At 69.7% G+C, this 23,848-nt stretch carries 22 protein-coding genes; 10 read left to right on the top strand and 12 right to left on the bottom strand.

Annotated features, from left to right (window positions below):
* Positions 1 to 32: 32 nt before the first annotated feature.
* The 5 genes from O4N75_RS06990 to O4N75_RS06970 all read right to left on the bottom strand — a co-directional run bounded on the left by O4N75_RS06990 (position 33) and on the right by O4N75_RS06970 (position 4,024).
* A complete protein-coding gene (locus tag O4N75_RS06990) occupies positions 33 to 1,415 on the bottom strand; it encodes a sensor histidine kinase (RefSeq protein ID WP_269629340.1) in 1,383 nt (460 codons plus the stop codon).
* A 2-nt stretch (positions 1,416 to 1,417) separates the two neighbouring features.
* Positions 1,418 to 2,110 (bottom strand): response regulator transcription factor, encoded by a 693-nt coding sequence (locus tag O4N75_RS06985; protein ID WP_269628631.1) that lies wholly within the window; start codon positions 2,108 to 2,110, stop codon positions 1,418 to 1,420.
* A gap of 8 nt (positions 2,111 to 2,118) precedes the next feature.
* On the bottom strand, positions 2,119 to 2,445 hold the full coding sequence (locus O4N75_RS06980) for a PepSY domain-containing protein (protein WP_269628630.1): 327 nt from the start codon (positions 2,443 to 2,445) through the stop codon (positions 2,119 to 2,121).
* Between the two features lie 83 nt (positions 2,446 to 2,528).
* Positions 2,529 to 3,446 (bottom strand): J domain-containing protein, encoded by a 918-nt coding sequence (locus O4N75_RS06975; protein WP_269628629.1) that lies wholly within the window; start codon positions 3,444 to 3,446, stop codon positions 2,529 to 2,531.
* Between the two features lie 113 nt (positions 3,447 to 3,559).
* Positions 3,560 to 4,024 carry a YcgN family cysteine cluster protein gene (locus O4N75_RS06970; protein ID WP_269628628.1) on the bottom strand — a complete coding sequence of 155 codons (465 nt, stop codon included), beginning with the start codon at positions 4,022 to 4,024 and terminating at the stop codon, positions 3,560 to 3,562.
* Between the two features lie 47 nt (positions 4,025 to 4,071).
* Between O4N75_RS06970 and O4N75_RS06965 the strand changes: the two genes are divergently transcribed.
* A complete protein-coding gene (locus O4N75_RS06965) occupies positions 4,072 to 6,174 on the top strand; it encodes a PBP1A family penicillin-binding protein (protein ID WP_269628627.1) in 2,103 nt (700 codons plus the stop codon).
* Between the two features lie 30 nt (positions 6,175 to 6,204).
* Positions 6,205 to 8,016, top strand: a complete 1,812-nt coding sequence (locus O4N75_RS06960; RefSeq protein ID WP_269628626.1) for an ATP-binding cassette domain-containing protein — start codon at positions 6,205 to 6,207, stop codon at positions 8,014 to 8,016.
* A 12-nt stretch (positions 8,017 to 8,028) separates the two neighbouring features.
* Here O4N75_RS06960 and O4N75_RS06955 read toward each other — a convergent pair whose 3' ends face one another.
* Positions 8,029 to 9,012: an SPOR domain-containing protein gene (locus tag O4N75_RS06955; protein WP_269628625.1), complete on the bottom strand. Its 984-nt coding sequence runs from the start codon at positions 9,010 to 9,012 to the stop codon at positions 8,029 to 8,031.
* A 209-nt stretch (positions 9,013 to 9,221) separates the two neighbouring features.
* Here O4N75_RS06955 and O4N75_RS06950 point away from each other — a divergent pair, with 209 nt between their 5' ends.
* The 6 genes from O4N75_RS06950 (at position 9,222) to O4N75_RS06925 (ending at position 15,174) form a co-directional block, all read left to right on the top strand.
* Entirely contained in the window at positions 9,222 to 11,291 is a 2,070-nt protein-coding gene (locus tag O4N75_RS06950; RefSeq protein WP_269628624.1) for an ATP-binding protein, read from the top strand.
* A 73-nt stretch (positions 11,292 to 11,364) separates the two neighbouring features.
* Complete coding sequence (locus O4N75_RS06945; protein ID WP_269628623.1) at positions 11,365 to 12,375, top strand: ABC transporter substrate-binding protein; 1,011 nt, start codon at positions 11,365 to 11,367, stop codon at positions 12,373 to 12,375.
* The gene (locus O4N75_RS06940) at positions 12,372 to 13,118 is read left to right on the top strand and encodes an ABC transporter ATP-binding protein (RefSeq protein ID WP_269628622.1); all 747 of its coding nucleotides are present in this window, start codon (positions 12,372 to 12,374) and stop codon (positions 13,116 to 13,118) included. Before O4N75_RS06945 ends, O4N75_RS06940 begins: the two co-directional genes overlap by 4 nt.
* Entirely contained in the window at positions 13,115 to 13,873 is a 759-nt protein-coding gene (locus O4N75_RS06935; protein WP_269628621.1) for an ABC transporter permease, read from the top strand. Before O4N75_RS06940 ends, O4N75_RS06935 begins: the two co-directional genes overlap by 4 nt.
* A 49-nt stretch (positions 13,874 to 13,922) precedes the next feature.
* A complete protein-coding gene (locus O4N75_RS06930; RefSeq protein WP_269628620.1) occupies positions 13,923 to 14,063 on the top strand; it encodes a hypothetical protein in 141 nt (46 codons plus the stop codon).
* Positions 14,064 to 14,076: 13 nt separating this feature from the next.
* Entirely contained in the window at positions 14,077 to 15,174 is a 1,098-nt protein-coding gene (locus tag O4N75_RS06925) for a DUF2336 domain-containing protein (RefSeq protein WP_269628619.1), read from the top strand.
* Here the strand turns inward: O4N75_RS06925 and O4N75_RS06920 are convergent.
* The 5 genes from O4N75_RS06920 to O4N75_RS06900 form a co-directional block, all read right to left on the bottom strand.
* On the bottom strand, positions 15,171 to 16,214 hold the full coding sequence (locus O4N75_RS06920; RefSeq protein ID WP_269628618.1) for a TonB family protein: 1,044 nt from the start codon (positions 16,212 to 16,214) through the stop codon (positions 15,171 to 15,173). The two genes, O4N75_RS06925 and O4N75_RS06920, sit on opposite strands and share 4 nt — an antisense overlap.
* A 58-nt stretch (positions 16,215 to 16,272) precedes the next feature.
* Entirely contained in the window at positions 16,273 to 17,652 is a 1,380-nt protein-coding gene (locus tag O4N75_RS06915; protein ID WP_269628617.1) for a hypothetical protein, read from the bottom strand.
* Positions 17,653 to 17,837: 185 nt separating this feature from the next.
* Positions 17,838 to 19,436: a peptide chain release factor 3 gene (locus O4N75_RS06910; RefSeq protein ID WP_269628616.1), complete on the bottom strand. Its 1,599-nt coding sequence runs from the start codon at positions 19,434 to 19,436 to the stop codon at positions 17,838 to 17,840.
* A 42-nt stretch (positions 19,437 to 19,478) separates the two neighbouring features.
* A complete protein-coding gene (locus O4N75_RS06905) occupies positions 19,479 to 19,859 on the bottom strand; it encodes a hypothetical protein (RefSeq protein WP_267233548.1) in 381 nt (126 codons plus the stop codon).
* Positions 19,860 to 19,958: 99 nt separating this feature from the next.
* Complete coding sequence (locus O4N75_RS06900; protein ID WP_267233537.1) at positions 19,959 to 20,291, bottom strand: DUF1491 family protein; 333 nt, start codon at positions 20,289 to 20,291, stop codon at positions 19,959 to 19,961.
* A gap of 92 nt (positions 20,292 to 20,383) precedes the next feature.
* Between O4N75_RS06900 and O4N75_RS06895 the strand changes: the two genes are divergently transcribed.
* The gene (locus O4N75_RS06895; RefSeq protein WP_269628615.1) at positions 20,384 to 21,295 is read left to right on the top strand and encodes a hypothetical protein; all 912 of its coding nucleotides are present in this window, start codon (positions 20,384 to 20,386) and stop codon (positions 21,293 to 21,295) included.
* A 7-nt stretch (positions 21,296 to 21,302) separates the two neighbouring features.
* Here the strand turns inward: O4N75_RS06895 and O4N75_RS06890 are convergent, their stop codons facing one another.
* The gene (locus tag O4N75_RS06890; RefSeq protein ID WP_269628614.1) at positions 21,303 to 22,754 is read right to left on the bottom strand and encodes a HAMP domain-containing sensor histidine kinase; all 1,452 of its coding nucleotides are present in this window, start codon (positions 22,752 to 22,754) and stop codon (positions 21,303 to 21,305) included.
* Positions 22,755 to 22,992: 238 nt separating this feature from the next.
* Here O4N75_RS06890 and O4N75_RS06885 point away from each other — a divergent pair, with 238 nt between their 5' ends.
* Positions 22,993 to 23,781 carry a HAMP domain-containing sensor histidine kinase gene (locus O4N75_RS06885; protein ID WP_269628612.1) on the top strand — a complete coding sequence of 263 codons (789 nt, stop codon included), beginning with the start codon at positions 22,993 to 22,995 and terminating at the stop codon, positions 23,779 to 23,781.
* The last annotated feature ends 67 nt before the right edge of the window (positions 23,782 to 23,848 follow it).

The following is a 23,848-nucleotide window of genomic DNA, read 5'->3' as shown; positions in this document are numbered from 1 at the left end:
CGAGTTAAGGATTTACGAAATGTCCTGCAAAATCAGGCCTCAGCGCGCGGCAGATCGAGCTCGACCAGAAGCCCGCCCAGCCGCGCCTCGCCCAGCTTCAGCGAACCGCCGTAGGCTCGGGCCAGTTCATCGACGATCGACAGGCCAAGCCCCGAGCCCGGCGCGCTTTCGTCCAGCCGCTCGCCGCGCCGCACGACCGCCTCACGCTGTTGCGGGGTCAGCCCCTCGCCGTCGTCCTCGACGCTCAGGCGCAGGCGCTCGCCCGGCGCAGCGGCGGCGCGAACGCGGACCCGCCCCTTGCACCACTTGCCGGCGTTCTCCATCGCGTTGCCGGCCAGCTCCAGCAGGTCCTGGCGTTCGCCGTGGAAATAGAGGTCGTCGTCGGCGTCCCAGTCGATCTCGACACCCTTGTCCATGAAGATGCGTTCCAGGGTGCGCGACAACTCGTCGAGCACGTCGGCCACCAAGGTGCGCTCGCCCGAACCTTGGGTCCGCGCGGCCGCCCGGGCCCGGCGCAGGTGATGATCAACCTGCATGCGCATGGCCTCGGCCTGGCTTTCGACCACGTCGGCTAGCGGCCCGCCGGTCTGGCGCGCCTCGGTCAGCATCACCGACAGCGGCGTCTTCAGCGCGTGGGCGAGGTTGCCGACATGGGTCCGCTGGCGCTCGACGACCTCCTGGTTGTGGGCCATCAGGGCGTTGAGCTCGTCGGCCAGCGGCGACAGTTCGCTGGGATAGGCACGCTGCACGCGTTCGGCCTTGCCACGGCGCACGGAGGCCACCTCGCGGCGCAGGGCGAACAGCGGGTTGAGGCCGACCCGGACCTGAATGACCACCGCGGCGATCATGCCGACCGCCAGGAAAACGAAGGCGATCGCGGTGGCGGTGACGAAGCCTCTCACGTCGCGGTCGACGGGGCTGCGGTCCTCGGCGGCCATGAACACCACCGGCGCAGCGCGTCCCGGCAACTTGGCCTGGGTCGCCATCGCCCGCAGCGGCTCATTTAGCGGGCCGAAGGTGTCGTACGAGATCGGCTTGCCGGGCTCGGCGTCGAGGCGGCCGACGATGTCGGGCGGAGACTTCAGTTCGCTGTCCCAGAGCGAGCGCGAGCGCACCAGCACCCGCAGCTTGCCGCCCTCTCCGGGCTCGGCGATCTGCCAGTACTTGCCGGAAAAGGCGCGCAGCGCGCGCAGGTCGGTCAGGGCCGGCGCGACCACCTCGCCCTTCTCGGCGATGGTCGTGCCGGCGGTCAGGTTGTCGATCAGTTCGGAAAGTCCCTGGTCGAAGCGGCGCAACGCCGCCTGCTGGAACAGCAGGGCCAGGACCAGCGCGCAGACCACCAGGACGGCCAGGCTCCAGCCCGCGGCCAGGATCACCAGCCGCCGGACGAGCGAGGGCTGGCCGAGGGTCGGCATGGTCACGAGCCGGCCGCCCCGCCCCCCAGTTCCTCGGCCGGAGCGGTCAGCCGGTAGCCGAGGCCGCGGACGGTCTCGATCCGTTCGGCGCCGATCTTCTTGCGCAGCCGGCCGATGAACACCTCGATGGTGTTGGAATCGCGGTCGAAGTCCTGGTCGTAGAGGTGCTCGACCAGTTCGGTCCGGCTGATGACCCGCCCCTGGTGCATCATCAGATAATGCAGCAGGCGGTATTCCAGCGAGGTCAGCCGCAGCGGCTCGCCATTGACGCTGGCCCGGGCCGCACGTGGATCGAGGCGCAGGCCGCCCAGCGACAGGCTCGGCGCCGCATGGCCGGCCGACCGGCGCAGCAGCGCGCGCAGGCGGGCCAGCAGCTCCTCGGTGTGGAACGGCTTGGTCAGGTAATCGTCGGCCCCGGCGTCGAAGCCGGCGACCTTTTCGCTCCAGGCGCCGCGCGCGGTCAGGATCAGCACCGGCACCGCCATGCTCTCGCGCCGCCAGCGCTCCAGCACCGACACCCCGTCGACCTTGGGCAAACCCAGGTCCAGGATCACCGCGTCATAGGGTTCGGTCTCGCCCAGGAACTGGGCCTCTTCGCCGTCCGCGGCGTGGTCCACCGCATAGCCGGCGTCGCCGAGCGCCGCCTTGAGCTGGCGCGACAGGTCTGGATCGTCCTCGACCAGTAGAATACGCATGGAACTCCTCAGCCGCCCTGGCGAGAGATGATCTGGCCGCTTTGGGCGTCGACCACGAAGATGATCACGCGGCCGTCGTTGGTCTGCCACTGCACGAAGTAGGCCGGACGCCCGCCCGCATCGCCCTGGGTGGTGTTGAGCTGACGGCCCGGCGTGCGCGCGGCGATATTGGCGATCACCTGCGACAACGGCACCTGGCGCCCCCCACGCACAGCATCGCGGGCCGCATCCTGATCGTGCCGGCCCCCGTAAGACGGACGGCCATAGTCAGGGTACGGCTGGGCGACCGCAGGCGCGGCCGCCAGCATCGCGGCGATGACAAGGAGGCGTTTCATGAACCGCAGCATTAGATCCAGATCACTGAACCGAGCCTGAATACGGAAGTTATGAAGGCCCGCCCCGACGCTGTCACGGGCGGCTACTTCTTCCTCGGCGTGTAGGGACGCTCCTTGCGCCAACGTTCGGCGAAGCCTTCCAACTCCTGGTCGGGCTTGTCCGGCAGCATCAGCACGATCCGCGCCAGCAGATCGCCGCGCTTGCCGCGGCTGTCCGACAACCCCTTGCCCTTCAGCCGCAACGACTGGCCGCTGTTGGCTCCCTTGGGGACGGTCAGCGTCACCGCGCCGTCAGGCGTACGCGCCTCGACCTTGCCGCCGAGCACCGCGTCGGGGATCGACACCGGCAGATCCATTACCAGCGCCTCGCCCTCGCGGCGGAAAATCGGGTGCGGCCGCATGACCAGTTCGATGAAAGCATCGCCGGGCCCGCCGCGTCCAGGCGATCCCTGCCCCTTCAGGCGCAGGGTCTGGCCTTCCTCGGCGCCCTTGGGAATGGTGACGTCGATCGTCCGGCCGTCCGAGAAGGCGATGCGCTTCTTGGCGCCGTGGATAGCCTCCTCCAGATCGATCTCCAGCTTGGCGCGCACGTCCGAGCCGCGCTGCGAAAAGCCGCCGAAGCCGCCGCCTCCGCCGCCGCGCCGCCCGAGAATCTCGCTGAACAGGTCGCCGAGGTCGCCGCCTTCCATGGTCTCGGAGTAGCGCCCCTGCCCGCCCCACGGGCCGCCCTGCTGGCCGAACGGACCTCCGCCGCCGCCAAAGCCGCGCATGGTTTCGCGGCCGTCGGCGTCAATCTCGCCGGCGTCGAACTTCTTGCGCTTCTCGGCGTCGCCAAGGATGTCGAAGGCCGCGCTGACCTGCTTGAAGCGCTCCTCGGCGGCCTTGTCGCCCGGATTGGTGTCAGGGTGGTGCTGCTTGGCGAGCTTGCGGAACGCCTTGCGGATCTCGTCAGCGCTCGCGCTGCGTGAGACGCCCAGCTCCTGATAGGGGTCGCGCGCCAAAGAAAGGACCTCTCAAAACCTTCGGGGGGAAACTACGGGTCACTCAATTAGGCCGTTTGGCGGACGGCGCAAGCCTCATTGTGACATATTTACCACAATCAGCCCAACACCCGCTAGTCGCGGCCGCGCTCTTCCAGAAGATCCCAGGCCGCATATTGGATGGCGTCCTCCGGATCGTCCAATTCCACTTCACTGATGGTCTCGCCGCGGATCGAGACCCCGGCCTTGTGAACGCTTTCAGGGTCGCCCGAGATCAACGGATGCCAGTCGGCCAGGCCGCGGCCCTCGTTGATGCGGCGATAGGCGCAGCTAAGCGGCATCCACTGCAGGGCGTCGATATTCTGCGGCGTCAGCTTGATGCAGTCGGGGACGTGTTTCTTGCGTTCCGGATAGTTCGTGCACGTGCAGCGCTCGGAATCGAACAGCTTGCAGTGCACGCGGGTCGGAAAGACCTCGCCGCTGTCCTCGTCCTCGAAACGCACCAGGCAGCAGAGCCCGCAGCCGTCGCACAGGCTCTCCCACTCGCGCACCGTCATCTGCTCAAGCGACTTCGTTTCCCAGAAAGGCCTCGAAGGCATGCTACAGGCGTCCTACACAATCCACGTCCAGCCGCCCCAGATTACCCGTGACCGACGACAACAACGACTCCCACGGCGCCAAATCGCCTTTCGGCCAGCGCCGGGAGCCTCCCGAGGCTGACCTGACCGGTTCGCCGGCCAAAGGCAAGCGCGGCAGGCGGTCGCGACTGTGGGCGGTGCTCAAATGGACCGGCGTCGCCATGCTGTTGCTGCTCGCGGCCGGGCTCGTCGCCGCCGGCATGGCCTGGAACCACGTCAACAAGACCTACCTCCAGGATCTGCCGCAGGTCCCGACCCGCCAGGAGCTCTATGCCTCCACCCGCGCGCCGGCGATCAAGTTCTACGATATGAACGGCCAGTTCATCGCTTCGCGCGGACCGCAGTACGGCGAGAACGTGCGACTTGCCTCCCTGCCCGACTATGTCCCCAAGGCGTTCCTGGCGGCCGAGGACCGGCGCTTTTACCAGCATGGCGCTGTCGATCCGTGGGCGATCGCGCGCGCCGCTCGCGCCAATCAGAAGGCCGGCCGCGTCGTCGAGGGCGGCTCGACCATCACCCAGCAGCTCGCCAAGGGGATGTTCCTCAGCCCCGACCAGAACCTCAAGCGCAAGATCCAAGAGGCGGCGCTCGCCTACAAGCTTGAGCAGATGCTGTCGAAGGACGAGGTGCTGGAGCTCTACCTCGACCGTATCTATTTCGGCGCCAACACCTTTGGGCTGGACGGCGCCTCGCGCACCTACTTCGGCAAACCGGCCACCCAGCTGAATCTCTCGGAAGCCGCGCTGCTGGCCTCGCTGCCCAAGGCGCCGTCGCGGATGGCGCTACACCGCAACATGGACAAGGCGCTGCAACGTCAGCGTCTGGTGTTGGAACGGATGCGCGGCGAGAACTGGATCAGCGACGCCGAAATGCGCGCCGCCCTCGCCGCCCCGCCCAGGCTGGCGGCCACCGCCTTGGCCAATGAAGGCGACAACGGCTACCTCATCGACTACGCCCAGGCCGAGGTCCTGCGGATGGTCGGCCAGAACTCGCCGGACCTCAACGTCACCCTGACCGTCGACCCGCGTCTGCAATCGGCCGGCGCCCAGGTGCTGCGGCGGATCATAGAAGTCGACGGCAAGGCCAGCGGCGCCAGCCAGGGCGCGATGATCGCCCTGGATTCAACCGGCGCCATCCGCACCATGGTCGGCGGCGTCGACTACACCAAGAGCGTCTTCAACCGCGCCGTACAGGCCAAGCGCCAGCCTGGGTCCAGTTTCAAGCCGTTCATCTATGCGGCGGCGCTGGAAAAGGGCGTGCTGCCCACCGACACGCGCGTCGACGAGCCGGTGAAGATCGGCGGCTGGGAACCCAAGAACTACGGCGGCAAGTACGCCGGCGCCGTGACCGTCGAGTCGGCCCTGGCCCGCTCGCTCAACACCGTGGCGGTCAAGCTGGGCGAGGAAGTCGGCCCGGCGGCGATCGCCAACCTGGCCGGGCGCTTCGGCATCACCACCCTGCCGCCGACCCCGAACCTCTCGGTGTCGCTGGGCGCCTATGAGGTCCCGCTGATCGAGATGACCTCGGCCTACCAGGTGTTCCAGCAGGCCGGGAGCCGCTTGCGGCCCTACATCGTCGCGCAGATCCAGACCACCGACGGCCAGGTGATCTACACCCATCAAACCTCGTCGCCCGTGCCGGCCTACGACATCCATTGGGCCAGCATGATGGTGAAGATGATGCAGAAAGTGGTGACCGCCGGCACCGGCACGCGGGCCAACTTCGGGCGGCCGGCGGCGGGCAAGACCGGCACCAGCCAGAACTTCCGCGACGCCTGGTTCATCGGCTTCACGCCCGACTACGTCGCCGGGGTCTGGGTCGGCAACGACGACGACAGGCCCATGAACCAGGTGACTGGCGGCCAGGTCGCCGCGGCCATCTGGAAGGATTACATGGTCACGGCTCACATGAACCTGCCGAGCCGCGAATTCGAATGGCTGCTGCCGGACCCCGAGCCGGTCTACGAAGACGACCCGCGCAACGGCTTCTACGAAGGCCTGGCCTACGACTTCGAAACCACCGAGCACGACGCCGCGCCGCCGCCGGAGCCGTTCTCGCAGCCGCCGGTCCCCGACGTCGTGGAGCCGGACGCCGAGCCTGCGCCGAACTGAGGGGTCGCCTCGGCGCGCGGCTCCCTATATGTGCAGGCGCCCATGAAGCCCCCCGTTCTCGCCCTCAAGGACGTCCGCCTCGCCGACGGTCCCAAGATGCTGTTCGACGGCGTCGACCTGGCCGTCGAGCCGCGCTCGCGCGCCTGCCTGGTTGGCCGCAACGGCGCGGGCAAGTCGACCCTGCTGAAGATCCTGGCCGGACAGATCGCCGCCGACGAGGGCGAGCGCACCGTCCAGCCCTCGATCCGCATCGCCTACGTCCCCCAGGAGCCGGACATCGCCGGCGAGACGCTGCTGGACTACGTGGTCGCCGGCGGGGCCGAGCCGCACCGGGGCGAAGCGGCGCTGGAGCTGTTCGGCATCGACCCGGCCAAGCCCGCCGAGGGCCTGTCGGGCGGCGAAATCCGCCGCACGGCCCTGGCCCGCGCCTTCGCCGAGGAGCCGGACGTCATCCTGCTGGATGAGCCGACCAACCACCTCGACATCCTGGCCATCGAAACGCTGGAGGCCGAGCTCGCGAACTCCCGTGCGGCGCTGGTCATCGTCAGCCACGACCGCGCCTTCCTGGAGCGCGTCACCAATCGCTGCTTCTGGCTGGAGCATCGCAAGGTGCGTCGCCTGGAGAAGGGCTTCGCCGCCTTCGACGAGTGGGTGGAGCGCATCCTGGCCGCCGAGGCCGAGGAGGGCCGCCGCCTCGATAAGCAGCTGGAGAAGGAAGAATACTGGCTGCGTCGCGGCGTCACCGGCCGCCGCGCCCGCAACGAGGGCCGCCGCCGGGCGCTGATGGAACTTCGCAAGACCAAGGTCGAGCGCATGCGCGAAGTGCGCGGCGACCTGTCGATGGGCCTGGCCTCGTCGGGCCTGTCGGGCCAACGCGTGGCTGAGGTCAAGAACATCGCCAAGGCGTTCGGCGACCGCACCCTGGTCAAGGACTTTTCGACCCGGATTCTGCGCGGCGACCGGGTCGCCATCGTCGGTCCGAACGGCGCGGGCAAGACCACTCTGGTCAAGCTGCTGCTGGGCGAACTGCCGCCCGACAGCGGTTCGGTGAACCTCGGGGTGAACCTGGAGATCGCCTATATCGACCAGGGCCGCGTCGACCTGAAGCCCGAGATGACCCTGCGCGACGTGCTGACTCCGCTCGGCGGCGACCAGGTCATGGTCCGCGGCCAGCCCAAGCACGTCGCCGCCTACGCCAAGGAATTCCTATTCACCGACAACCAGTTGCGCCAGCCGGTCCGCAGCCTGTCTGGGGGCGAGCGCAACCGCCTGCTGCTGGCCCGCGCCCTGGCCACGCCGGCCAACCTGCTGGTGCTCGACGAGCCGACCAACGACCTCGACATGGACACGCTGGACCTGCTCGAGGACCTGCTGGCCGACTACGAGGGCACGCTGATCCTGGTCAGCCACGATCGCGACTTCGTCGACCGCCTCGCCACCTCGACCATCGCCCTGGACGGTCACGGCAGGGTCGTCGAGACGCCCGGCGGCTGGCAGGACTTCCTCTCGCAGAACCCCGGTTTCTTCAAATCCGTCGCAGCCGGGGCCGCCCCTGCGCCGGCCGCGCCGAAGCCGGCCGCGCCGCGGGCCGAACCGTCCAAGCCCAGCAAGCTGTCCTACAAGGACCAACGCCGCCTGCAGGAACTGGACGCGGCCATCGCCGCCCTGCCCGGCAAGATCGCCAAGCTCGAAACCGACATGGCCGATCCGAACCTCTACACGCGCGATCCCTCTGGCTTCGCCAAGCTCAGCGCCGCGCTCGAAGCTGCGCGGCAGGAGCTCGCCGCGTCCGAAGAGGAGTGGCTGGAATTGGAAGAGCGCCGTGAGGCCCTCGCCCGCTAGCGGCTTCGGCGGCTAGCGCACGAAGCAGTCGCCCTTCAGGCCGTCGCAGAACGCCTGGGCCTCGGCCCGGGTCTGGAAGCCGATCACCAGCGCGCGGTGAAATGTCTTGCCGTCGACCACGGCGCTGCGCACGGCGCTGGAGAGCGGCGGCGTCACCTTGCGCTTGATCTTGGCCAGGGCCTCGCGGGCCAGCGGCTCGCTGGAGGCCGCGGCGATCTGCACGGCGACCTTGCCGGCCGTCTTCGGCTTAGCGGCCGCCTCGCGCACCGCCGCGGGGGTCAGAGGCCGCAGGGCCAGGGCCGGACGCGACGCTGCCTCGGCCGACGGCGCGACCGGCGGCGCGGGGACAGCGACCGGCGCAGGGACGGTCGGCGGCGCCCCGACCGCGGTGCGCATCGGCGCTTCTTCGTCGGGAACCGGCGGCCCGGCCGGCGGCGGATCGGGCGCGAGCGCGGCGACCTTCGCCGGCGCGCCCTTTGCAGGTTTGGCGGCGGGCTTGAACGGGACGGCGTTGGCCGGCGTCGCCTTCACGGGCTTGGCGGGTTCGGGCGACGGCGCAGCCTCGACCTGCTGGGCCGGACCACAGACCGCCCGCAGCACCCTGCCCAGATAGGCGTCAGGCGAAGGCTGGACCCAGCCGCCCGGCACCTGGCGATTGATCGCCACGCCCTTGGCCTGCGGCTCGGAGAATACGGTCATCTTGACCACCAGGTCCCGCCGCCGGACGCAGTCGACATTCACGGTCGAGCGCATCGAGCGGTAGCCGATCACCCGCTCGGCCTCGTCAGAGATCACCTCTCCCTGCAGGACGATGCCCTCGATCACACCGCCGCCGGCCGCAGGCGTCCCGCGGCTTCGGATCGCCACCACCAGGTCCGACTTCACGTACACCACCGCGGCGGCGGGCAGACCGCTTGCCGACACGGCGCGGCGCTCACGGGCGTTCTGCGCTCCGTCGGCGTGCGCGCTGTGGGCCATCGCCAGCATGGCCAGCATTCCTGCCCATCCGAACCGCGCGCGCACCGATCGGCCCCCATTGTCTCGCGATCACACCTGAAGGAGGTCGCATGGTTCGGGTCGAGGCGCAAAGGTCAGCACCGCTTCGCCCAGATTCCAGGCGCCTGCGACATACCGTCCCTTGGCCGTCCCCTTAAGCGTTTGGTGTCCAACCCGAGCGCAGCATCGTGCGGACGCGCGGGAACCCCATGACGGCTCGGACCTGGTATTACAATCTGGCGCTTAGCGGCGGCGTGGCTGTGGCCTACGGCGCCAGCATGGCGTTCAGCCTGAGCCTGACCCGTGAAGGCGCCGGCATCGCCACCATCTGGCTGGCTGGCGGCATCCTGGCGGCCGGTTTCCTGCTGCTGCCCAGGCGTTGGGGGCTCGCCACCGCCACGGCCTGCTTCACAGTCCAGTTCGCCTACAACCTGCTGGTCGGAAATCCGCTCGCCGCCGCGGCGACCTTCCCGGCGCTGACCATTGGCGAGGCCGCCGCCGCCGCATGGCTGGCGCGCAAGGTCTGCGGCGAAACCATGCGCCTGACCAGCATGAGCCGGGTCGCGCGCCTGCTGCTGCTGGTCGTCGCGCCGGCCACCGCACTGACCGCGATCCTGGCCGCCGACGTCTTCACCCTCTACGGACGCAGCTTCAACACCGTGCTGTCGGGGTGGTTCTATGGTCACGCCCTGGGCATGGCGATCATGCTGCCGGCCAGCCTGATGGTCGTCCGCCCGGACATGGTCCGCGACTTCCGCCGCACGCCGTTCGAGCAGATCTGCCTCTACGGTCTGGTCGCGGCGATGAGCTTCGTCAGCGTCCTGCCGATCCGCTTCCCCATGCCGTTGCTGCTGTTTCCGCTCATGGCCCTGCTGGCCTTCCGGCTAGGGCCGCGCGGGGCGGCGGTCGGGGCGATGATCATGGCCGTGGTGCTGTCGAGCCTCGTCGTCAGCCTGCCCTCGCCGCCGGGCGGGGCGACCTGGAGCCTGGCCGAGCGGACCCGCAGCTTCCAGTTCCTGATCGCCATCAATTTCTTCACAAGCCTGGCCACCGCCATGGTCATCGCCGACCAGAAGCGCATGAAGCGCCTGTGGGCGCGGCGCACGCGCATCGCCCGCGCCGCCCAGGCTCGTGCGATGGCCGCAGGCCAGGCCAAGACCGAATTCCTGGCCACGATGAGCCACGAGATCCGCACGCCGATGAGTTCGATCGTCGGCTTCACCGAGGTGCTGCTCAAGCGCGAGGACCTGCCCGAGCCCGCGCGGCGGCAGCTGGCGCTGATCGACCGAGCCGGCGCCTCGCTGCTGACCGTGGTCAACGACATCCTGGACTTCTCGAAGGTCGAGGCCGGCGAGGTCGAGCTTTCCCCCGCGCCGATCAATCCACGCAACGTCGCGCAAGACGCCATGGCCATCGTCGCCGAGGCCGCCCGCCGCAAGGGTCTGGATCTGCAGCTCGGCTTCATCGGCCCGGTCGAGGCGCCGGTGATGCTGGACGACCTGCGGGTACGGCAGATCCTGCTCAACCTGCTCTCCAACGCCATCAAGTTCACCGACCATGGTCGGGTGCGCCTCGACCTGCAGGCCATCGAGGAGCCGGACGGCGTGCTGCTGCGCTTCCGCGTCACCGACACGGGGCCGGGCGTCCCCTCCGAGCAGGCCGCGCGGCTGTTCAAGCGGTTCAGCCAGGGCGACTCCTCGGTCAGCCGAACCCATGGCGGCACTGGACTGGGCTTGGCCATCTGCCGGGGTCTGACCGAGCTGATGGGCGGCAAGATCGGGGTCGAGAGCAAGCCGGGCGCCGGGGCGACCTTCTGGTTTGAGATCCCGGCCCGCCGCGCCGCTGGACCGGTTCGCGAGGCCGCCTCCCCCGAAGCCGCCGCTCCGCTGGCGGCCCGCGTGCTGCTGGTGGACGACCATCCGATGAATCGCGAGCTCGGGGCTACCGTGTTGAGCCTGCTGGGCTGCGAGGTGATCCTGGCGGAAAACGGCGAAGAGGCGGTGGCCGCCGCCCAGACCAGCGGTTGCGACCTGATCCTGATGGACGTCCACATGCCGCGCATGGACGGGCTGGAGGCGACGCGCGCCATCCGCGCCCTGGGCGGCGTCTGCGCCGCGGTGCCGATCATCGCCATGAGCGCCGACGTCATGCCGGAGATGGAGGCCGCCTGCCTGCGCGCCGGTATGAACGCTGCGGTCGGCAAGCCGATCCAGATCCAGGCCCTGCACGACGTCCTGACCCGCTGGCTCGGGGAGCCCGGGGGCGTAGCCGCGGCCTGATTTTCAGCTCCGCCGGCCTTGGAACGGCGCGCGCCTGCGCTTAGGCTCGCCGCGCTGAAAGTTGGGGAACTCGATGAAACTCCTGCGTCTCGCCGCCGTCGCGCTCGCGGCCCTCGCCTGCGCCTGCTCTCCGAGCCAGAAGGACGAGGCCGCCAAGGCCCCCGACGGACGCACCACCATCCGCTTCGCCACCGACTGGCGCGCCCAGGCCGAACAGGGTGGCTTCTACCAGGCGCTGGCCACCGGCGAATACGCCAAGCGCGGCCTGGACGTGCAGATCGTGCAAGGCGGCCCCGGCGTGAACGTGCCGCAGCTGCTGGCCTCCGGCGCAGTCGAGGCGGGCATGGGCTCCAACAGCTTCATCGTCATGAACCTCGCCAAGGAGAAGATCCCGGTGAAGGCGGTGGCCGCGATGATGCAGAAGGACCCGCAGGTCCTGATCGCGCACCCCGACCAGGGCCTAGAGAAGATCGCCGACCTGAAGGGCCGCCCGATCCTGCTGTCCGACGCCTCGGTCACCGCCTTCTGGGTGTGGCTGAAGTCGAAGTACGGGTTCACCGACGACCAGGTGCGCAAGTACACCTTCAACGCCGCGCCGTTCCTCGCCGACAAGCGCGTCGTCCAGCAGGGCTATGTGACCTCCGAGCCCTACACCATCGAGAAGCAGGCCGGCCTGAAACCCAAGGTGTTCCTGCTCGCCGACGAGGGTTATCCCGGTTACGCGACCATGGTCCTGGTTCCCGACAGCCTGATCGCCAAGAACCCCGCCGCCGTGAAGGCCTTCGTCGAGGCCTCGGCCGCCGGCTGGAAGAGCTATCTCCACGGCGACGCTGCGCCCGGCGACGCGCTGATCCGCAAGGACAACCCGGAAATGACCCAGGACGTCCTCGACCAGGCCCGCGAGAAGCTGAAGTCGTACGGCATCGTCGACTCGGGCGACGCCCAGACCGCCGGCGTCGGCGTGATGACCGACGCCCGCTGGGCCGAGTTCTTCAACGTCGCGTCCAGTCAGGGCGTTTACCCCAAGGACATGGACTACAAGAGCGCCTACACGCTGCAGTTCGTGGCGCCGGCGGCGAAGTGACCCTCGCGGCGCTGAATGACGTCGAGGTCGACTATCCGGGGCGCGGCCGCGCGCTGGGGCCGATCGACCTGGGCGTCGAGGCCGGTGAAATCCTGGCGCTGGTCGGGCCGTCGGGCTGCGGCAAGTCCACGGCCCTGCGGCTGCTGGCCGGGCTGGAGGCGCCGACCCGCGGAACCCTCGAACGAAAGCCCGGCCGCGGCGAGACCGCAGTCGTGTTCCAGGCCCCGACCCTCGCCCCCTGGCTGACGGCGCAGGCCAATGTCGCCCTACCGCTCGAGCTCGGCGGGACGCCCACCGAGGAAGCCCGGCGGCGCGCCCGCGAGGCGCTGGTCCGCGTCGGCCTGGCCGGCGCCGAGAACGCGCGCCCCGCGACGCTGTCGGGCGGCATGGCGATGCGCGCCTCCCTGGCCCGCGCCATGGTCACCGAGCCACGCCTGCTGCTGCTGGACGAACCCTTCGCGGCGCTGGACGAGATCACCCGCCGCACCCTGGCCGACGACGTGCTGGCCCTGTGGGACGCCTCGCGCCCGGCCATCGTCTTCGTGACCCACAATGTCGAGGAAGCGGTCTACATGGCCGACCGCGTCGCGGTGCTGACCCGCGGCCCCGGACGTCTGGCCGGCGTCGCCCGCATCGATGCCCCCTTGCCGCGCTCGCCAGGGTTCCGCACCTCGGAAGTCTTTCGCGCGGCAGTCGAGCAGGTGTCGAGCCTGCTGGCCCAGGGGATGGAGGCCGCCCGATGAGCCGCATCCTCGCCCCCCTGGCCTTGGTCGCCCTGCTGTTGGCGGCCTGGGAGATCGCCGTGCGCACCCTGGGCGTCCCCGCCTACTTCCTGCCGCCGCCGTCCGGCGTGGCGGTCGCGCTGGTCGAGAACCTGCCCAGCCTGGCCGCAGCGGCCTGGATCACACTTTCGACCGCGCTTATCGCCCTGGTCGTGGCCAGCCTGATCGCCGTCGGTCTGGCGGTTATCGTCGGCCTCAACCCGCTGCTGGAGGCCGCCGTGCGGCCGCTGGCCTCGGTGCTGCAAGTCACGCCGGTCGTCGCCATCGCGCCGCTGGTGCTGATCTGGGCCGGCATAGACCATCCACAGCGCGCCATCGTCGCCCTGGCGGTGCTGGTGGCGTTCTTCCCGATCTTCTCGGGCGCGGTGACTGGCCTGCGGGCGGCCGATCCGGACCTGGAGCGCTTGTTCGACCTCTACGGCGCCGGGCGCTGGCAGCGGGTCATGCGGCTGCGCCTGCCGTCGGCCGTGCCGTTCCTGCTCGAGGGCCACAAGGTCGGCGCCGGCCTGGCGATCATCGGGGCGGTGGTCGCCGAGTTCGGGGCCGGATCCGGCGGGGTTCGGGGCCTGGCCTGGCAGATCCTCGACGCTGGCAACAAGTTGCAGACCGCTCGGATGATCGCGGCCCTGGTGGTGCTGGGTCTGATGGGCGTGGCGCTGCATGCGCTGCTGGACCGAGCCGAGCGAGTGGGCCTGACATGGTGGCGCGGGCGTTAAGCTCAGCCGTTAGGCGAGCTTTAAGCGGCTTGCGGTTAACGATGGCGACATGCGCGCCGTTCTCGCCATCGTCGTCGGCCCCGCCCGCCCGCTGACCGCCGCGGACCGGACCGCCGGCGCGCGCGAACAGCCCGATGCGCCGCCGCGCGCCAAGACCGTCGCACCGGACGCCCGTCCGGACGCCTTCTGAAGAAGACGCTTACATGGCCCGCAGCAAGCTTCACGACCTGATCGAGATGGCCAAGGAGCCGTCCAGCGAGCGCCGGCGCGAGCTGCTGCGCGGGGTCACCGACCTGTTCTTCTCCAGCGACGACGTGCGCGGCGGCGAGGAGATGGAGTTGTTCGACGACGTGCTCAGCCAGCTGGCTGGTGAGATGGAGGAAGCCGTGCGCGGGGAACTGGCCCTGCGGATGTCGACCGCCGCAGCCCCGCCGCGGAGCCTGCTGCGCGACCTGGCCCGCGACGTCTCCATCGACGTCGCCCGCCCCGTCCTGGCGAACTCCCGGGCGCTGACCGACGACGACCTGCTCTCGGTGGCCCGCACCCGCGGCCAGGACCACCTGCGCGCCATCTCGCAGCGACCGGTAGTCTCCGAGGCGGTGTCCGAAGCCATCGTCGAGCGCGGCGACGACGCCACCCTGGGCGTGCTGCTGGCCAACGAGGGCGCGGCGATGTCGCGCGAGGTGCAGGAGATGGTCGTCGACCGCGCGGTCGAGAACCCGGCGCTGCACGAGGCGGTGGTCACCCGCAAGTCGCTGCCTGTCGACCTGCTGAACGAGATGTATTTCGTGGTCGAGGCGCGGCTGCGCGGCGAGATCCTGGCCCGCAACGAGGCGGTCGACCCGGCCGAGCTGGACGCCGCCCTGGCCGCCGGCCGCAAGCAGCTGGCGTTCCGCGACGGGGCCCTGCCCTCCGACTACGCCGAGGCCGAAAAGCAGATCCGCGTGCTGCGCCTGCGCGGCGCAATCACGCCCCAGGTGCTGGCCGGCTTCCTGCGCGCACGCGAGACCACCAAGTTCCTGGTCGCGCTGAGCGAACTGGCCGACATCGACTTCCACACCGCCCGCCGGATCCTGGAGCGTCGCGAACTCGACGCCCTGTCGATCGTCTGCAAGGCGGCCGGGTTCGAGCGCTCGCTCTACCTGACCTTCGCGGTGCTGATCCTCGACCGCGACGCCAACGCCATGGGCCGCGCGCGCGAGTATGGCGAGCTCTACGAGAACCTGCCCCGCGAAGCCGCCCAGCGCACGATCCGCTTCTGGCGGATGCGCCGCAAGGCCGGCGACATGGCCGCCGCTTAGGGGGCTGGCGGCGCGTCCGGAAGCTGAAACCGGATCGGAACACGAAGCTTCGCGCCGATCATCGGCAGACCTTCGTCGCTCCACGGCTTGACCTGGAACGAGCGAGCAAGCGTCAGGGCCGCCGCACCGAAGCCGTAGCCGGTCGGGTCCTCGCTTTCGACCGCGCACGTCCCAAGCCGGCCCTGGGCCGCAACCGTGCAACCGACCACGACCCGCGCGCCCCGGACGCCGGCCTTCGCGGCAGCCGCGGGATAACCCGCCACGACCTCGGCTCCGGTCGGCAGCCTGGCCCAGGACGGCTTGCCGACGACCCGCTTGTCGGCGTCGAGCATGTCGCTGTCGAACACAAAGGCGATCTGAGCGACCATACCCTTGGTGCTGTCTCCGTTCGGCAGCTGATCTGGCCCGAGAAAGCGTGGCGTCAGCGTCTTCGCCGCGGCGGCGAGTCCATAGCCGCTCGGCTCCTCCTGGATCGTCTGGCAGTAGCCGAGCCTGCCGTCCGCCTTGAACTGGCAGTTGAGCGCGACGCGGCCGTCCTGGCGTTTCTCGCGGGCCTTGCGGGGATAGGCCGCCACGACCTCGTCATAGGCCGGCGCTTCCAGCCAGACGATGTTGCTGAGACTGGTCTTGCCGCCCACGGTCCCGGCGCCGGGAATATAGGTGCCGGTCGGCAGATCGGGGGTCGCGAACCTGATGGGAATGCCGATGTCGCTTTCGACGGGCTTGCCGTCACGCAGCCCCGGCTTCAGCAGGAACTGCGGCACCAGGGCCAGGGCGGCCTCCCCGAATCCGGCACCCTCGGGTTCCTCTGCGGCGACCGTGCAATCGGTCAGCGTCCCGCGCAGGCTGACCCGGCATCTCAGGGTTACGCGCCCGCCCAGGCCCTTGGCCCAGGCCTCCCTCGGCCACACCGCCATGATGTCCCGCTCACTCGGGCGCTGCAGCCAATTGGGGCGGACATCAAGCTTTTCGCCCTCCTCGGCCCAGGCCGCCCCCGCCGTTAGCAGGCAAAGCGCTATCGCAAGCGATCTCGAGCCCATGGCTCCCCCCGTCGTTGCGCGACGGTGGCATAGCCGACCAAGAGTTGTACAGGCCTCGCTATGAAGCGGAGCGCGCAGAAGCGCCCGCGCTGGCCAACCGCTCCAGCGCGTCGGCGGCGATGATGCTCAGCGAGCGCAGGCCGAGTTCCCCGAACACGTCCAGGGCGGCGTTGAGCGCAAAGGCCGCGCTCGCCCGCTCGCCGCGGTCGACGCCGGTGATGTCCATGCGCGCTTCATAGAGGCGGGCCAGATTGACCTGCAGCAGCGCCCACGCGGCCGGCTCGCGCTTGGCCGAGATCGCCGCCAGTTCGATCTTGAAGGCGGCTTCAGCCGCGTCGAGCACGGTCAGGTCGCCCGACAGCTCGGCCGAGCGCGCCAGGCAAAGCGCCCGATTCGAGGCCCCGAACGCCCGCAGCGACAGGCCGGGCGCGCTCTTCAGCACATGGGCGGCGCGGTCGTAGCAGGTGACCGCCTGCTCGTAGGCGCGTTCCGAGGCGCCCGCCTCGCCCAACGCCTGCAGGCCCTGGGCCAGGGCCGTCTGCACGCGGGCCCAATCGAGCGGACTGTGGTCGCGCGAAAGCTCGCCCGCGACGTCGGCCAGGGCGCTGACCGCCTGGGCCAGCACCTCGACCTCCCCGGCGCTCTCGCCCTGCAGCGCCATGGCGTGGCCGCGCAGCGACGCGGCGCGGGCCCAGCTCAGCGGTTCGTAGGCCGGATCCAGCCCCTCGGCGGCGCGTTCGGCCTGCTCGCGGCCGGCCGCCAGGACATCGTCATCGCGCAGCCGCGCCCCCCAGCCGATCAGAATGTCGGCCAGCACCAGCCGCGCTTCGACGGCCAGCAGCCGCGCGGCCCTGCACCGCTTGGTCAGGCTTTCAAGGCCGGCGATCGGGGCGGCGAAGCGCATGGCCACCGCGCGGGCGGCGCGGGCGTCCCCCCTCGCCATCTGCTCGCGCGCCTCGATGGCTGCGATGCCGATATCGGCCAGCGGCAGCGAGAGGCCCCCACGGGCCGCGGCGCGAGCCTCGCGGAAAGCCACGTCCGCCGCGGCGTTGAGACCGTCGTCGCCGAACAGTTCGGCCCCCAGCATGGCGCAGAACGCCTGCTCGCAGCGGGCGCGGGCCCAGCCGTCGGGCCGGCGCTCGCGGTCGAAGGCCTCGGCCGCCGCCTCGGCCGTCGCCGCGGCCTTGCGCAGGACTGCGGCGTCGCCCGAGCGACGAGCGACCTCACGCCAGACGATGGCGCTCTCCAGGCGGCGCTGGGCTTTGTCCTTGGCGCCGACCCGGCCGGCGGCGATGTCCGCGGCTCGGCCCTCCTCGGCGATCATCCGCAAGTCGAGCATCTCCAGCAGCGATGCGTCGCCGCCGGTCAGTCCGTCGCGGGGGGCGTTCACCGCATCTGCGCCGAACAGACGCTTCAGCTCTCGACCGAACTCGAACATGCGAAGGCTCCGATCACCTCGCGACGTCTCAACACGGGACGCCTACGGAAGGTTCAGACCGGAGACAGCAAAGCCGGAGCCGAGATCGTAAACAAGTGGTTAACGCGCGAGTTATAGTTAACAATAACTAAATAAAATGTGTTCGGCGCCAGCCGCGCTCTGGCGCCGAATTTGCTTAACGGCTGTTAAGCACGTTCCTTGGAACGCTCGAAGCCGATCTTCGAGAAACGTTCGCCGACATAGCCGATTTCCCAAGCGGACTTGGCCAGGAACACCGGCTGGTCGTCGATGTCGCTCGCCATGGCGCCCTTGTGCTTGTTGGCGAAATCTTCGACGTCGGCCTTGTCGCCCGACAGCCAACGCGCTTCGGCATAGGGCGAGCCCTCGAAGATCACCTCCAGCTGGTACTCGTTGGCTAGGCGGTCGGCCATGACCTCGAACTGCAGCTGGCCGACAGCCCCGACGATGAAGTCCGCCCCGATCACCGGCCGGAACAGCTGGGTGACGCCCTCCTCGGCCAGACCTTCCAGCGCCTTCTTCAGGTGCTTGGCCTTCAGCGGATCCTTGACTCGAACGCGCTGCAGGATTTCAGGCGCGAAGTTCGGCAGGCCCGCAAAGCGCAGCGTGCCCGTTTCCGACAGGCTGTCGCCGACCCGCAGGACGCCGTGGTTCGGAATGCCGATGACGTCGCCGGCATAGGCCTCTTCGGCCAGCTCGCGGTCCGAGGCGAAGAACATGATCGGCGCGTTGACCGACAGCTGGCGGCCGGTGTTCTGCACCTTGAGCTTCATGCCGCGTTGGAACTTGCCCGAGGTCAACCGCAGGAAGGCGATCCGGTCGCGGTGGTTGGGGTCCATGTTCGCCTGGACCTTGAACACGAAGCCGGTGACCTCCTTGTCGCCCGGGGCGACATGGGTCGGCTCGCCCCCGCGCACGGCCGCGACGGCCTTCGGCGGCGGCGCATAGGCGCCCAGCCCGGCCAGCAGTTGGTCGACGCCGAAGTGGCGCAGGGCCGAACCGAAGAACACCGGGGTCATGTGGCCTTCAAGGAACGCCTTTGGATCGAACGGCTTGGACGCCTCCTGCACGAGCATGGCGTTTTCTTCCAGCTCGGCCTGTTCGTCCGGATCGAGGTAGCTGACGATCGCGTTGCCGCGGAAGGCGACCGGCGCCGGATGGCCCTCTTCGGAATCGGCGCCCTTCTTGGCGAAGGGCACGAACTGCTCGTTGCGCAGGTCCAGCATGCCTTTGAAGCGGCCGCCCGACCCCGCCGGCCAGAACAGCGGCGCCGGATCGAGCGCCAGTTTGGAGGCGATCTCGTCGAGCAGTTCGATCGGGTCCTGGGCCTCGCGGTCCATCTTGTTGATGAAGGTCACGATCGGGATGTCGCGCAGGCGACAGACCTCGAACAGCTTCAGGGTCTGCGGCTCGATGCCCTTGGCGGCGTCCAGCACCATGACCGCCGCGTCGGCCGCCGTCAGGGTGCGATAGGTGTCTTCCGAGAAGTCCTCGTGGCCCGGAGTGTCGAGCAGGTTGAACATCAGACCATCGTGGTCGAACGTCATTACGCTGGCCGAGACCGAGATCCCGCGCTCGCGCTCGATCTTCATCCAGTCCGACCGGGTGCGGCGGTTCTCGCCGCGGGCGCGCACGGCGCCGGCCGCCCGGATCGCCCCGCCGGCCAGCAGCAGGTTTTCGGTCAGGGTCGTCTTACCGGCGTCCGGATGGGAGATGATGGCGAAGGTGCGCCGGCGCGCGGCCTCGGCGGCGGGAGAGGTGCTCATGGACGGCGCTTAGCGCAGCGCGGCGCTGTGCGAAAGCCCGCCTTATGCGGCCAGGCGCCGCCAGACCTGCCGATCGGTCCAAACGGTGTCGAGCATCCCCTGGTCCTGGCGGCTCGACAGACGCGCCATCACCTCGAAGTCGACATTGGCGTAGCGCAGGGTCACGTCCTCGGGCGCGCAGCCGTAGGCCGGCGCGACGAACAGCGCCGCGTTGATCGAAGGCGCCTTGGCTATGATCAGGGTGGCCAGACGCCGAGCGCGCTCGGGCCTGTCGAAATGCAGCAGCGGATCTTCGGCGTAGAGCTCCTGGCCCAGCTTGCTGACGACGTTGAACGGCAGCGCCCGGAACCTGCGGCCCGCCATCTTCGGCGACAGCTTCGCTCCACTCAGGTTCAGGACGACGTCGTTCAGCAGGAAGAGCATACCAAGCAAGCGCTCGCGTTCGTGGAACGCCGCTGTGTGCCACGAGCGTGCTTTCGGCCCCGTTGAGAAAGGCGGTGAATCGCGCGGTAACCGCGCTCGTTAGCCCTGTTCGACCGGTTCGATCAGAAAGTGGCGGCCTTCCCGATCCTCGATCTCCACGACCCAAATGTCCGGGTCGATGCGGATCGCACGCTCGATGTACTTGTCGAGGTCGGCTTCCTGGTCCGACACAGCCGGGCGCATCCAGACCCGCTCGCCGTCGCCGCGGGTGGCCTCGGCGTAGAGCCGGACCGAGCCGTCGCCGCGGTTCAGCACCTTGACCAGTACGCTGCCGGCCCGCGCATCACCCTTGCGCACCACGACGGCGAAGCCGCCGCCCAGCTCCACGCGGCGGATCAGCGCAGCGACCCAGATGTCGGAGGAAAGCAGCATTGGCGTCGACGGCGTCTCGATAACGGAACGGAAAGACCGGGCCGTTAGGCTCGGCCGCAAGATCTCGAACCTATACGAGAAAAACAGAAGGCATGACGAGTACGCGCAGAACCGCGCGGCGCGTCGTGTGTGGATGGATGGGGCTGGCCGCGGCGGGGGGGCTTCTCGCAGCGCCCGGAGTTTCGGTCGCAGCCGCCGCCGACCTCTTCTACGAACGCACGGTGATGACCGCCGCCGACGCCAGGTGCGGCCTGTTCGCGCCGCCGGTCGGCGCGGCGCTGGCGGCTGGGCGGATGCAGGCGCACGGCGCGGCCATCAGGGCCGGCGCCGACAAGGCCGAATTGGCGCAGCTGGAACGCCGCGCCCGCGCCAAGGCTGCGGCCACGCCCTGCAAGTCCGCCGACATGACCCTCGCCGCAAGCCGCGTGCGCGAGGCCTTCGAAGGCTACGCCCAGCTCTCGCGCATGACCTATCCTGGCGAGGTGTCCGAATGGCGGGCCGACCGCTCCGGCGGCGTGCGCTGGCGGCTGCAGCAGTCGGCCAGCTTCGGTTGGAACAAGATGGTGTTCGGCCTGGCCGGCCGCGAAGGCGCCAACGCGCTGATGACGGTCGCCAATTTCGCCGACGGCAAGACCCCCTATGGCGCGCGGCTGGTGCTGCGCGACACCGACGCGACGCTGGGCCCCTATCTCGACGCCCGCGGCCAGCCGCTGAGCAAATTGCCGCTGGCGCGGCGCCTGCCGCCGCCGACCGCCCGCAACGCCTATAGCGCCGAGGCTCGCAGCCCGGCCGGCCAGGACCTGTTGCCCAAGGGTTTCAAATCCGGGTGGGCGTTCCGCTTCCCGGCCGCAGCCGCCCACGCCCTGGCCGAACTCGACCCGCGCGAGGCGGTGGCCGTCGAGTTCCTGTTCGCCGGTCCCGACGGCGAGTTGGTTCGCCGCGCCTATGTCGAGGTCGGCGATTTCGCCGCCGGCCGCGCCTTTCTGCAGGTCGCGACGCGCTGACCGCCCATTAAGGCGCGTTCGCAGCCTCCGGCTGGTCGATCACCGGCAGCCGGACCGAGACCGTGGTTCCCTCGCCCATCCGGCTCTCGATGATCATCTCGCCACCATGCAGCTGGGCGAACGATCGCACCAGCGACAGGCCAAGGCCGGTGCCGGCCGCCCGCTGCGCGGCCCCGCCGGCCTGCTCGAACGGCCGTCCCAGGCGCTGGAGATCTTCCGGCCCGATGCCGATGCCGGTGTCGGCGACCAGCAGCTCCATCACCGCGCCGTCCGCCTGCAACGTCACCGTCACGGCCCCGCCGCGCGGCGTGAATTTCAGGGCGTTGGAGATCAGGTTGAGCGCGATCTGCTTCAGCGCGCGGCGATCCGCCAGCACGTCTAGCGGCTCGCGCGGCAGCAGGCCGCGCAGCTGCACCCCGGCCCGGTCGGCCTGGCCGCGCATCAGTCGTAGGACGCTCGACACCGCCTCGCGCCCGTCGAACGCCTCGCGCGCCAGCTCGTACCGCTCGGCCTCGATCTTCGACATGTCGAGCACGTCGTTGATCAGGTCCAGCAGGTGCCCGCCGGATTCGTGGACCAGCTCCGCGTACTCGGCGTAGCGGTCCGACAACGGCCCGAACAGCCCCTGACGCATGATGTCCGAGAAACCCATGATCGCGTTCAGCGGCGTGCGCAGCTCATGGCTCATATTGGCCAGGAAGCGTGACTTGCCCGCGTTCTGGGCCTCCGCCTCGCAGCGGGCCTGCTCCAACTCCAATTCACGCGCGTGGGCGGCGGCGGCGTCGCGCAGCACGCCGATCAACCGGCCAGAGCTCGTGCGGCGCAGGCTGATCGCCAGCCAGGCCTGCGGCTCGGCCGCCGGCGCGAAGGCCACCTCGGCCCCGCCGTGCGCCCGCGCGGCCGCCAACGCCTGACGCAACTGCGGCCGATCGGCCTCGCTGGCCATATCGACGATGGTCAGGCCGGTGCTCGAAATGCCCCGCGCACCCGCAGGTTCGCGCCCCCAGGTCCGCCCGATCAGGCCATTTCGATCCAGCGTGGCCAACAAGAAGGGCTGCTCGTCCAGCACCTGCCGGAGCTGCGCCAAGGCCAGGCGTAGCCGCCGGTCCTCGCGCCCCATATTGCGCTGCAGGATCACCAGGGCCGCTGCAAGGCCCAGCACGGTCGAGGTCAAGGCGAAGGCGCTGACCACCGCGGCCGCCGCCGGGATCAGCACATAACCGGAGAGCGTCAGCCCGCCGATCGCCGCCACGCCGACCGCCGCCAGCGAGACCGCTGCGCCGAGCGCCAGCCGCTCGCCGCGCCCAAAGCCTACCGCCGCCACCAGCGGTGCCAGGCACCAGACCGCCAGCGGGCTGCCTACACCGCCGGTCAGCGCGGCCGCGCTCGCCGCCGCCGCGCCGAGGCCGGCGATCGCGAGGATCGAGGCCAGGCCTGCGGGCCGGGTCGTCGATAGCATCCTGGCGGGCGGACTTTCGATCACGGGCGGGTTCGCGGCTCCCTTGGCGGGCGACTCGACTGAGGATTCTTATTCTTAACTTTAGCGACACCAGCGAGTCCCTGCGAGGCCGCTCGCGCCGCGGGCGACCCGACTTGGGTACATAGCCGGCTGCGGCTCCGCGCCGTTCGAAACCAAATCGTAAGTGGGCGACCGGTAGTCTGCGAGCAGTACAGACCGCGAGGCTCGTAAGTTGCAGATGGCCCAAGCGGCTCACTTCCCGCCCGACCCGCCTAGCGATCCGGCGTCCGAGCCGGAGGCCAGGTCGGCCGCTCGCCAGCGTCGGGACATCGTCGCCGACGAAGCCAAGCGTTCGTTCCTGCGCATGGCCAGCCATGAGCTGCGTACGCCGCTGAACTCGATCCTCGGCTTTTCCGAGATTCTGCAGTCAGAGCTCTACGGCCCGCTCGGGGCGCCTCAGTACAAGGAATATGCGAGCATCATCCACACCAGCGGGGCGCGCCTGCTGCGGCTGGTGAACCAGGTGCTCGAGATCGCCCGCCTGGAAGGCGGCGCGATGGACTTCGACCTGCGCACCGAGTCCCTCGACCACGCGCTCGACGACGTGCTGGACAGCCTGCGCGAGGACGCCGCCCCCCGCGGGGTCGAGGTAGTCGTCCTTCAGCGCGGCGCGCTGCCGACGGTGACCGCCGACGCTCGCGGCCTGCGCAACCTGCTCGGCAACCTGATCCAGAACGCCGTCATCTTCTCGCCGGACCACGCGGTGGTGCACGTGCACGCTGCACGCATGGGCGAGCAGGTGGAGATCGTCGTGGCCGACGATGGCCCTGGCGTCGATCCGCACGACATTCCCCGCCTGTTGCGCCCCTTCGAGCAGGGCGAGAACGCGCTGACCCGGCGCAGCGAGGGTGCAGGGCTGGGGCTGCCGATCGTCGAGCTGCTCTGCACGGCCATGGGCGGCCGGCTGAAGCTCAGCTCGGCGCCGGGCCAAGGCCTGACCGCTCGCGTCCACCTGCCCGCCGGCTAGGCGCAACACCGGGCAAGACGCGGCGAAAGCCGTTGCGCAAGGCCTCTGCGGCGCCTAAGTCGCCATT

Origin of the sequence: Phenylobacterium sp. NIBR 498073, assembly GCF_027286305.1 — a bacterium.
In the GTDB taxonomy this organism is placed as follows: Bacteria; Pseudomonadota; Alphaproteobacteria; order Caulobacterales; family Caulobacteraceae; genus Phenylobacterium.
The sequence above is the reverse complement of the archived record's forward strand: the minus strand, read 5'-3'. Positions and strand labels throughout refer to the sequence as shown.

Excerpts from the sequence above, each read along its gene's own strand:
- O4N75_RS06885 (WP_269628612.1), top strand. The coding sequence starts at position 22,993 with ATGGCCCAAGCGGCTCACTTCCCGCCCGACCCGCCTAGCGATCCGGCG.
- O4N75_RS06985 (WP_269628631.1), bottom strand. The coding sequence starts at position 2,110 with ATGCGTATTCTACTGGTCGAGGACGATCCAGACCTGTCGCGCCAGCTC.
- O4N75_RS06910 (WP_269628616.1), bottom strand. The coding sequence starts at position 19,436 with ATGAGCACCTCTCCCGCCGCCGAGGCCGCGCGCCGGCGCACCTTCGCC.
- O4N75_RS06905 (WP_267233548.1), bottom strand. The coding sequence starts at position 19,859 with ATGCTCTTCCTGCTGAACGACGTCGTCCTGAACCTGAGTGGAGCGAAG.
- O4N75_RS06930 (WP_269628620.1), top strand. The coding sequence starts at position 13,923 with ATGCGCGCCGTTCTCGCCATCGTCGTCGGCCCCGCCCGCCCGCTGACC.
- O4N75_RS06980 (WP_269628630.1), bottom strand. The coding sequence starts at position 2,445 with ATGAAACGCCTCCTTGTCATCGCCGCGATGCTGGCGGCCGCGCCTGCG.
- O4N75_RS06920 (WP_269628618.1), bottom strand. The coding sequence starts at position 16,214 with ATGGGCTCGAGATCGCTTGCGATAGCGCTTTGCCTGCTAACGGCGGGG.
- O4N75_RS06950 (WP_269628624.1), top strand. The coding sequence starts at position 9,222 with ATGACGGCTCGGACCTGGTATTACAATCTGGCGCTTAGCGGCGGCGTG.
- O4N75_RS06945 (WP_269628623.1), top strand. The coding sequence starts at position 11,365 with ATGAAACTCCTGCGTCTCGCCGCCGTCGCGCTCGCGGCCCTCGCCTGC.
- O4N75_RS06895 (WP_269628615.1), top strand. The coding sequence starts at position 20,384 with ATGACGAGTACGCGCAGAACCGCGCGGCGCGTCGTGTGTGGATGGATG.
- O4N75_RS06915 (WP_269628617.1), bottom strand. The coding sequence starts at position 17,652 with ATGTTCGAGTTCGGTCGAGAGCTGAAGCGTCTGTTCGGCGCAGATGCG.
- O4N75_RS06970 (WP_269628628.1), bottom strand. The coding sequence starts at position 4,024 with ATGCCTTCGAGGCCTTTCTGGGAAACGAAGTCGCTTGAGCAGATGACG.
- O4N75_RS06935 (WP_269628621.1), top strand. The coding sequence starts at position 13,115 with ATGAGCCGCATCCTCGCCCCCCTGGCCTTGGTCGCCCTGCTGTTGGCG.
- O4N75_RS06990 (WP_269629340.1), bottom strand. The coding sequence starts at position 1,415 with ATGCCGACCCTCGGCCAGCCCTCGCTCGTCCGGCGGCTGGTGATCCTG.
- O4N75_RS06955 (WP_269628625.1), bottom strand. The coding sequence starts at position 9,012 with ATGCTGGCCATGCTGGCGATGGCCCACAGCGCGCACGCCGACGGAGCG.
- O4N75_RS06890 (WP_269628614.1), bottom strand. The coding sequence starts at position 22,754 with ATGCTATCGACGACCCGGCCCGCAGGCCTGGCCTCGATCCTCGCGATC.
- O4N75_RS06925 (WP_269628619.1), top strand. The coding sequence starts at position 14,077 with ATGGCCCGCAGCAAGCTTCACGACCTGATCGAGATGGCCAAGGAGCCG.
- O4N75_RS06900 (WP_267233537.1), bottom strand. The coding sequence starts at position 20,291 with ATGCTGCTTTCCTCCGACATCTGGGTCGCTGCGCTGATCCGCCGCGTG.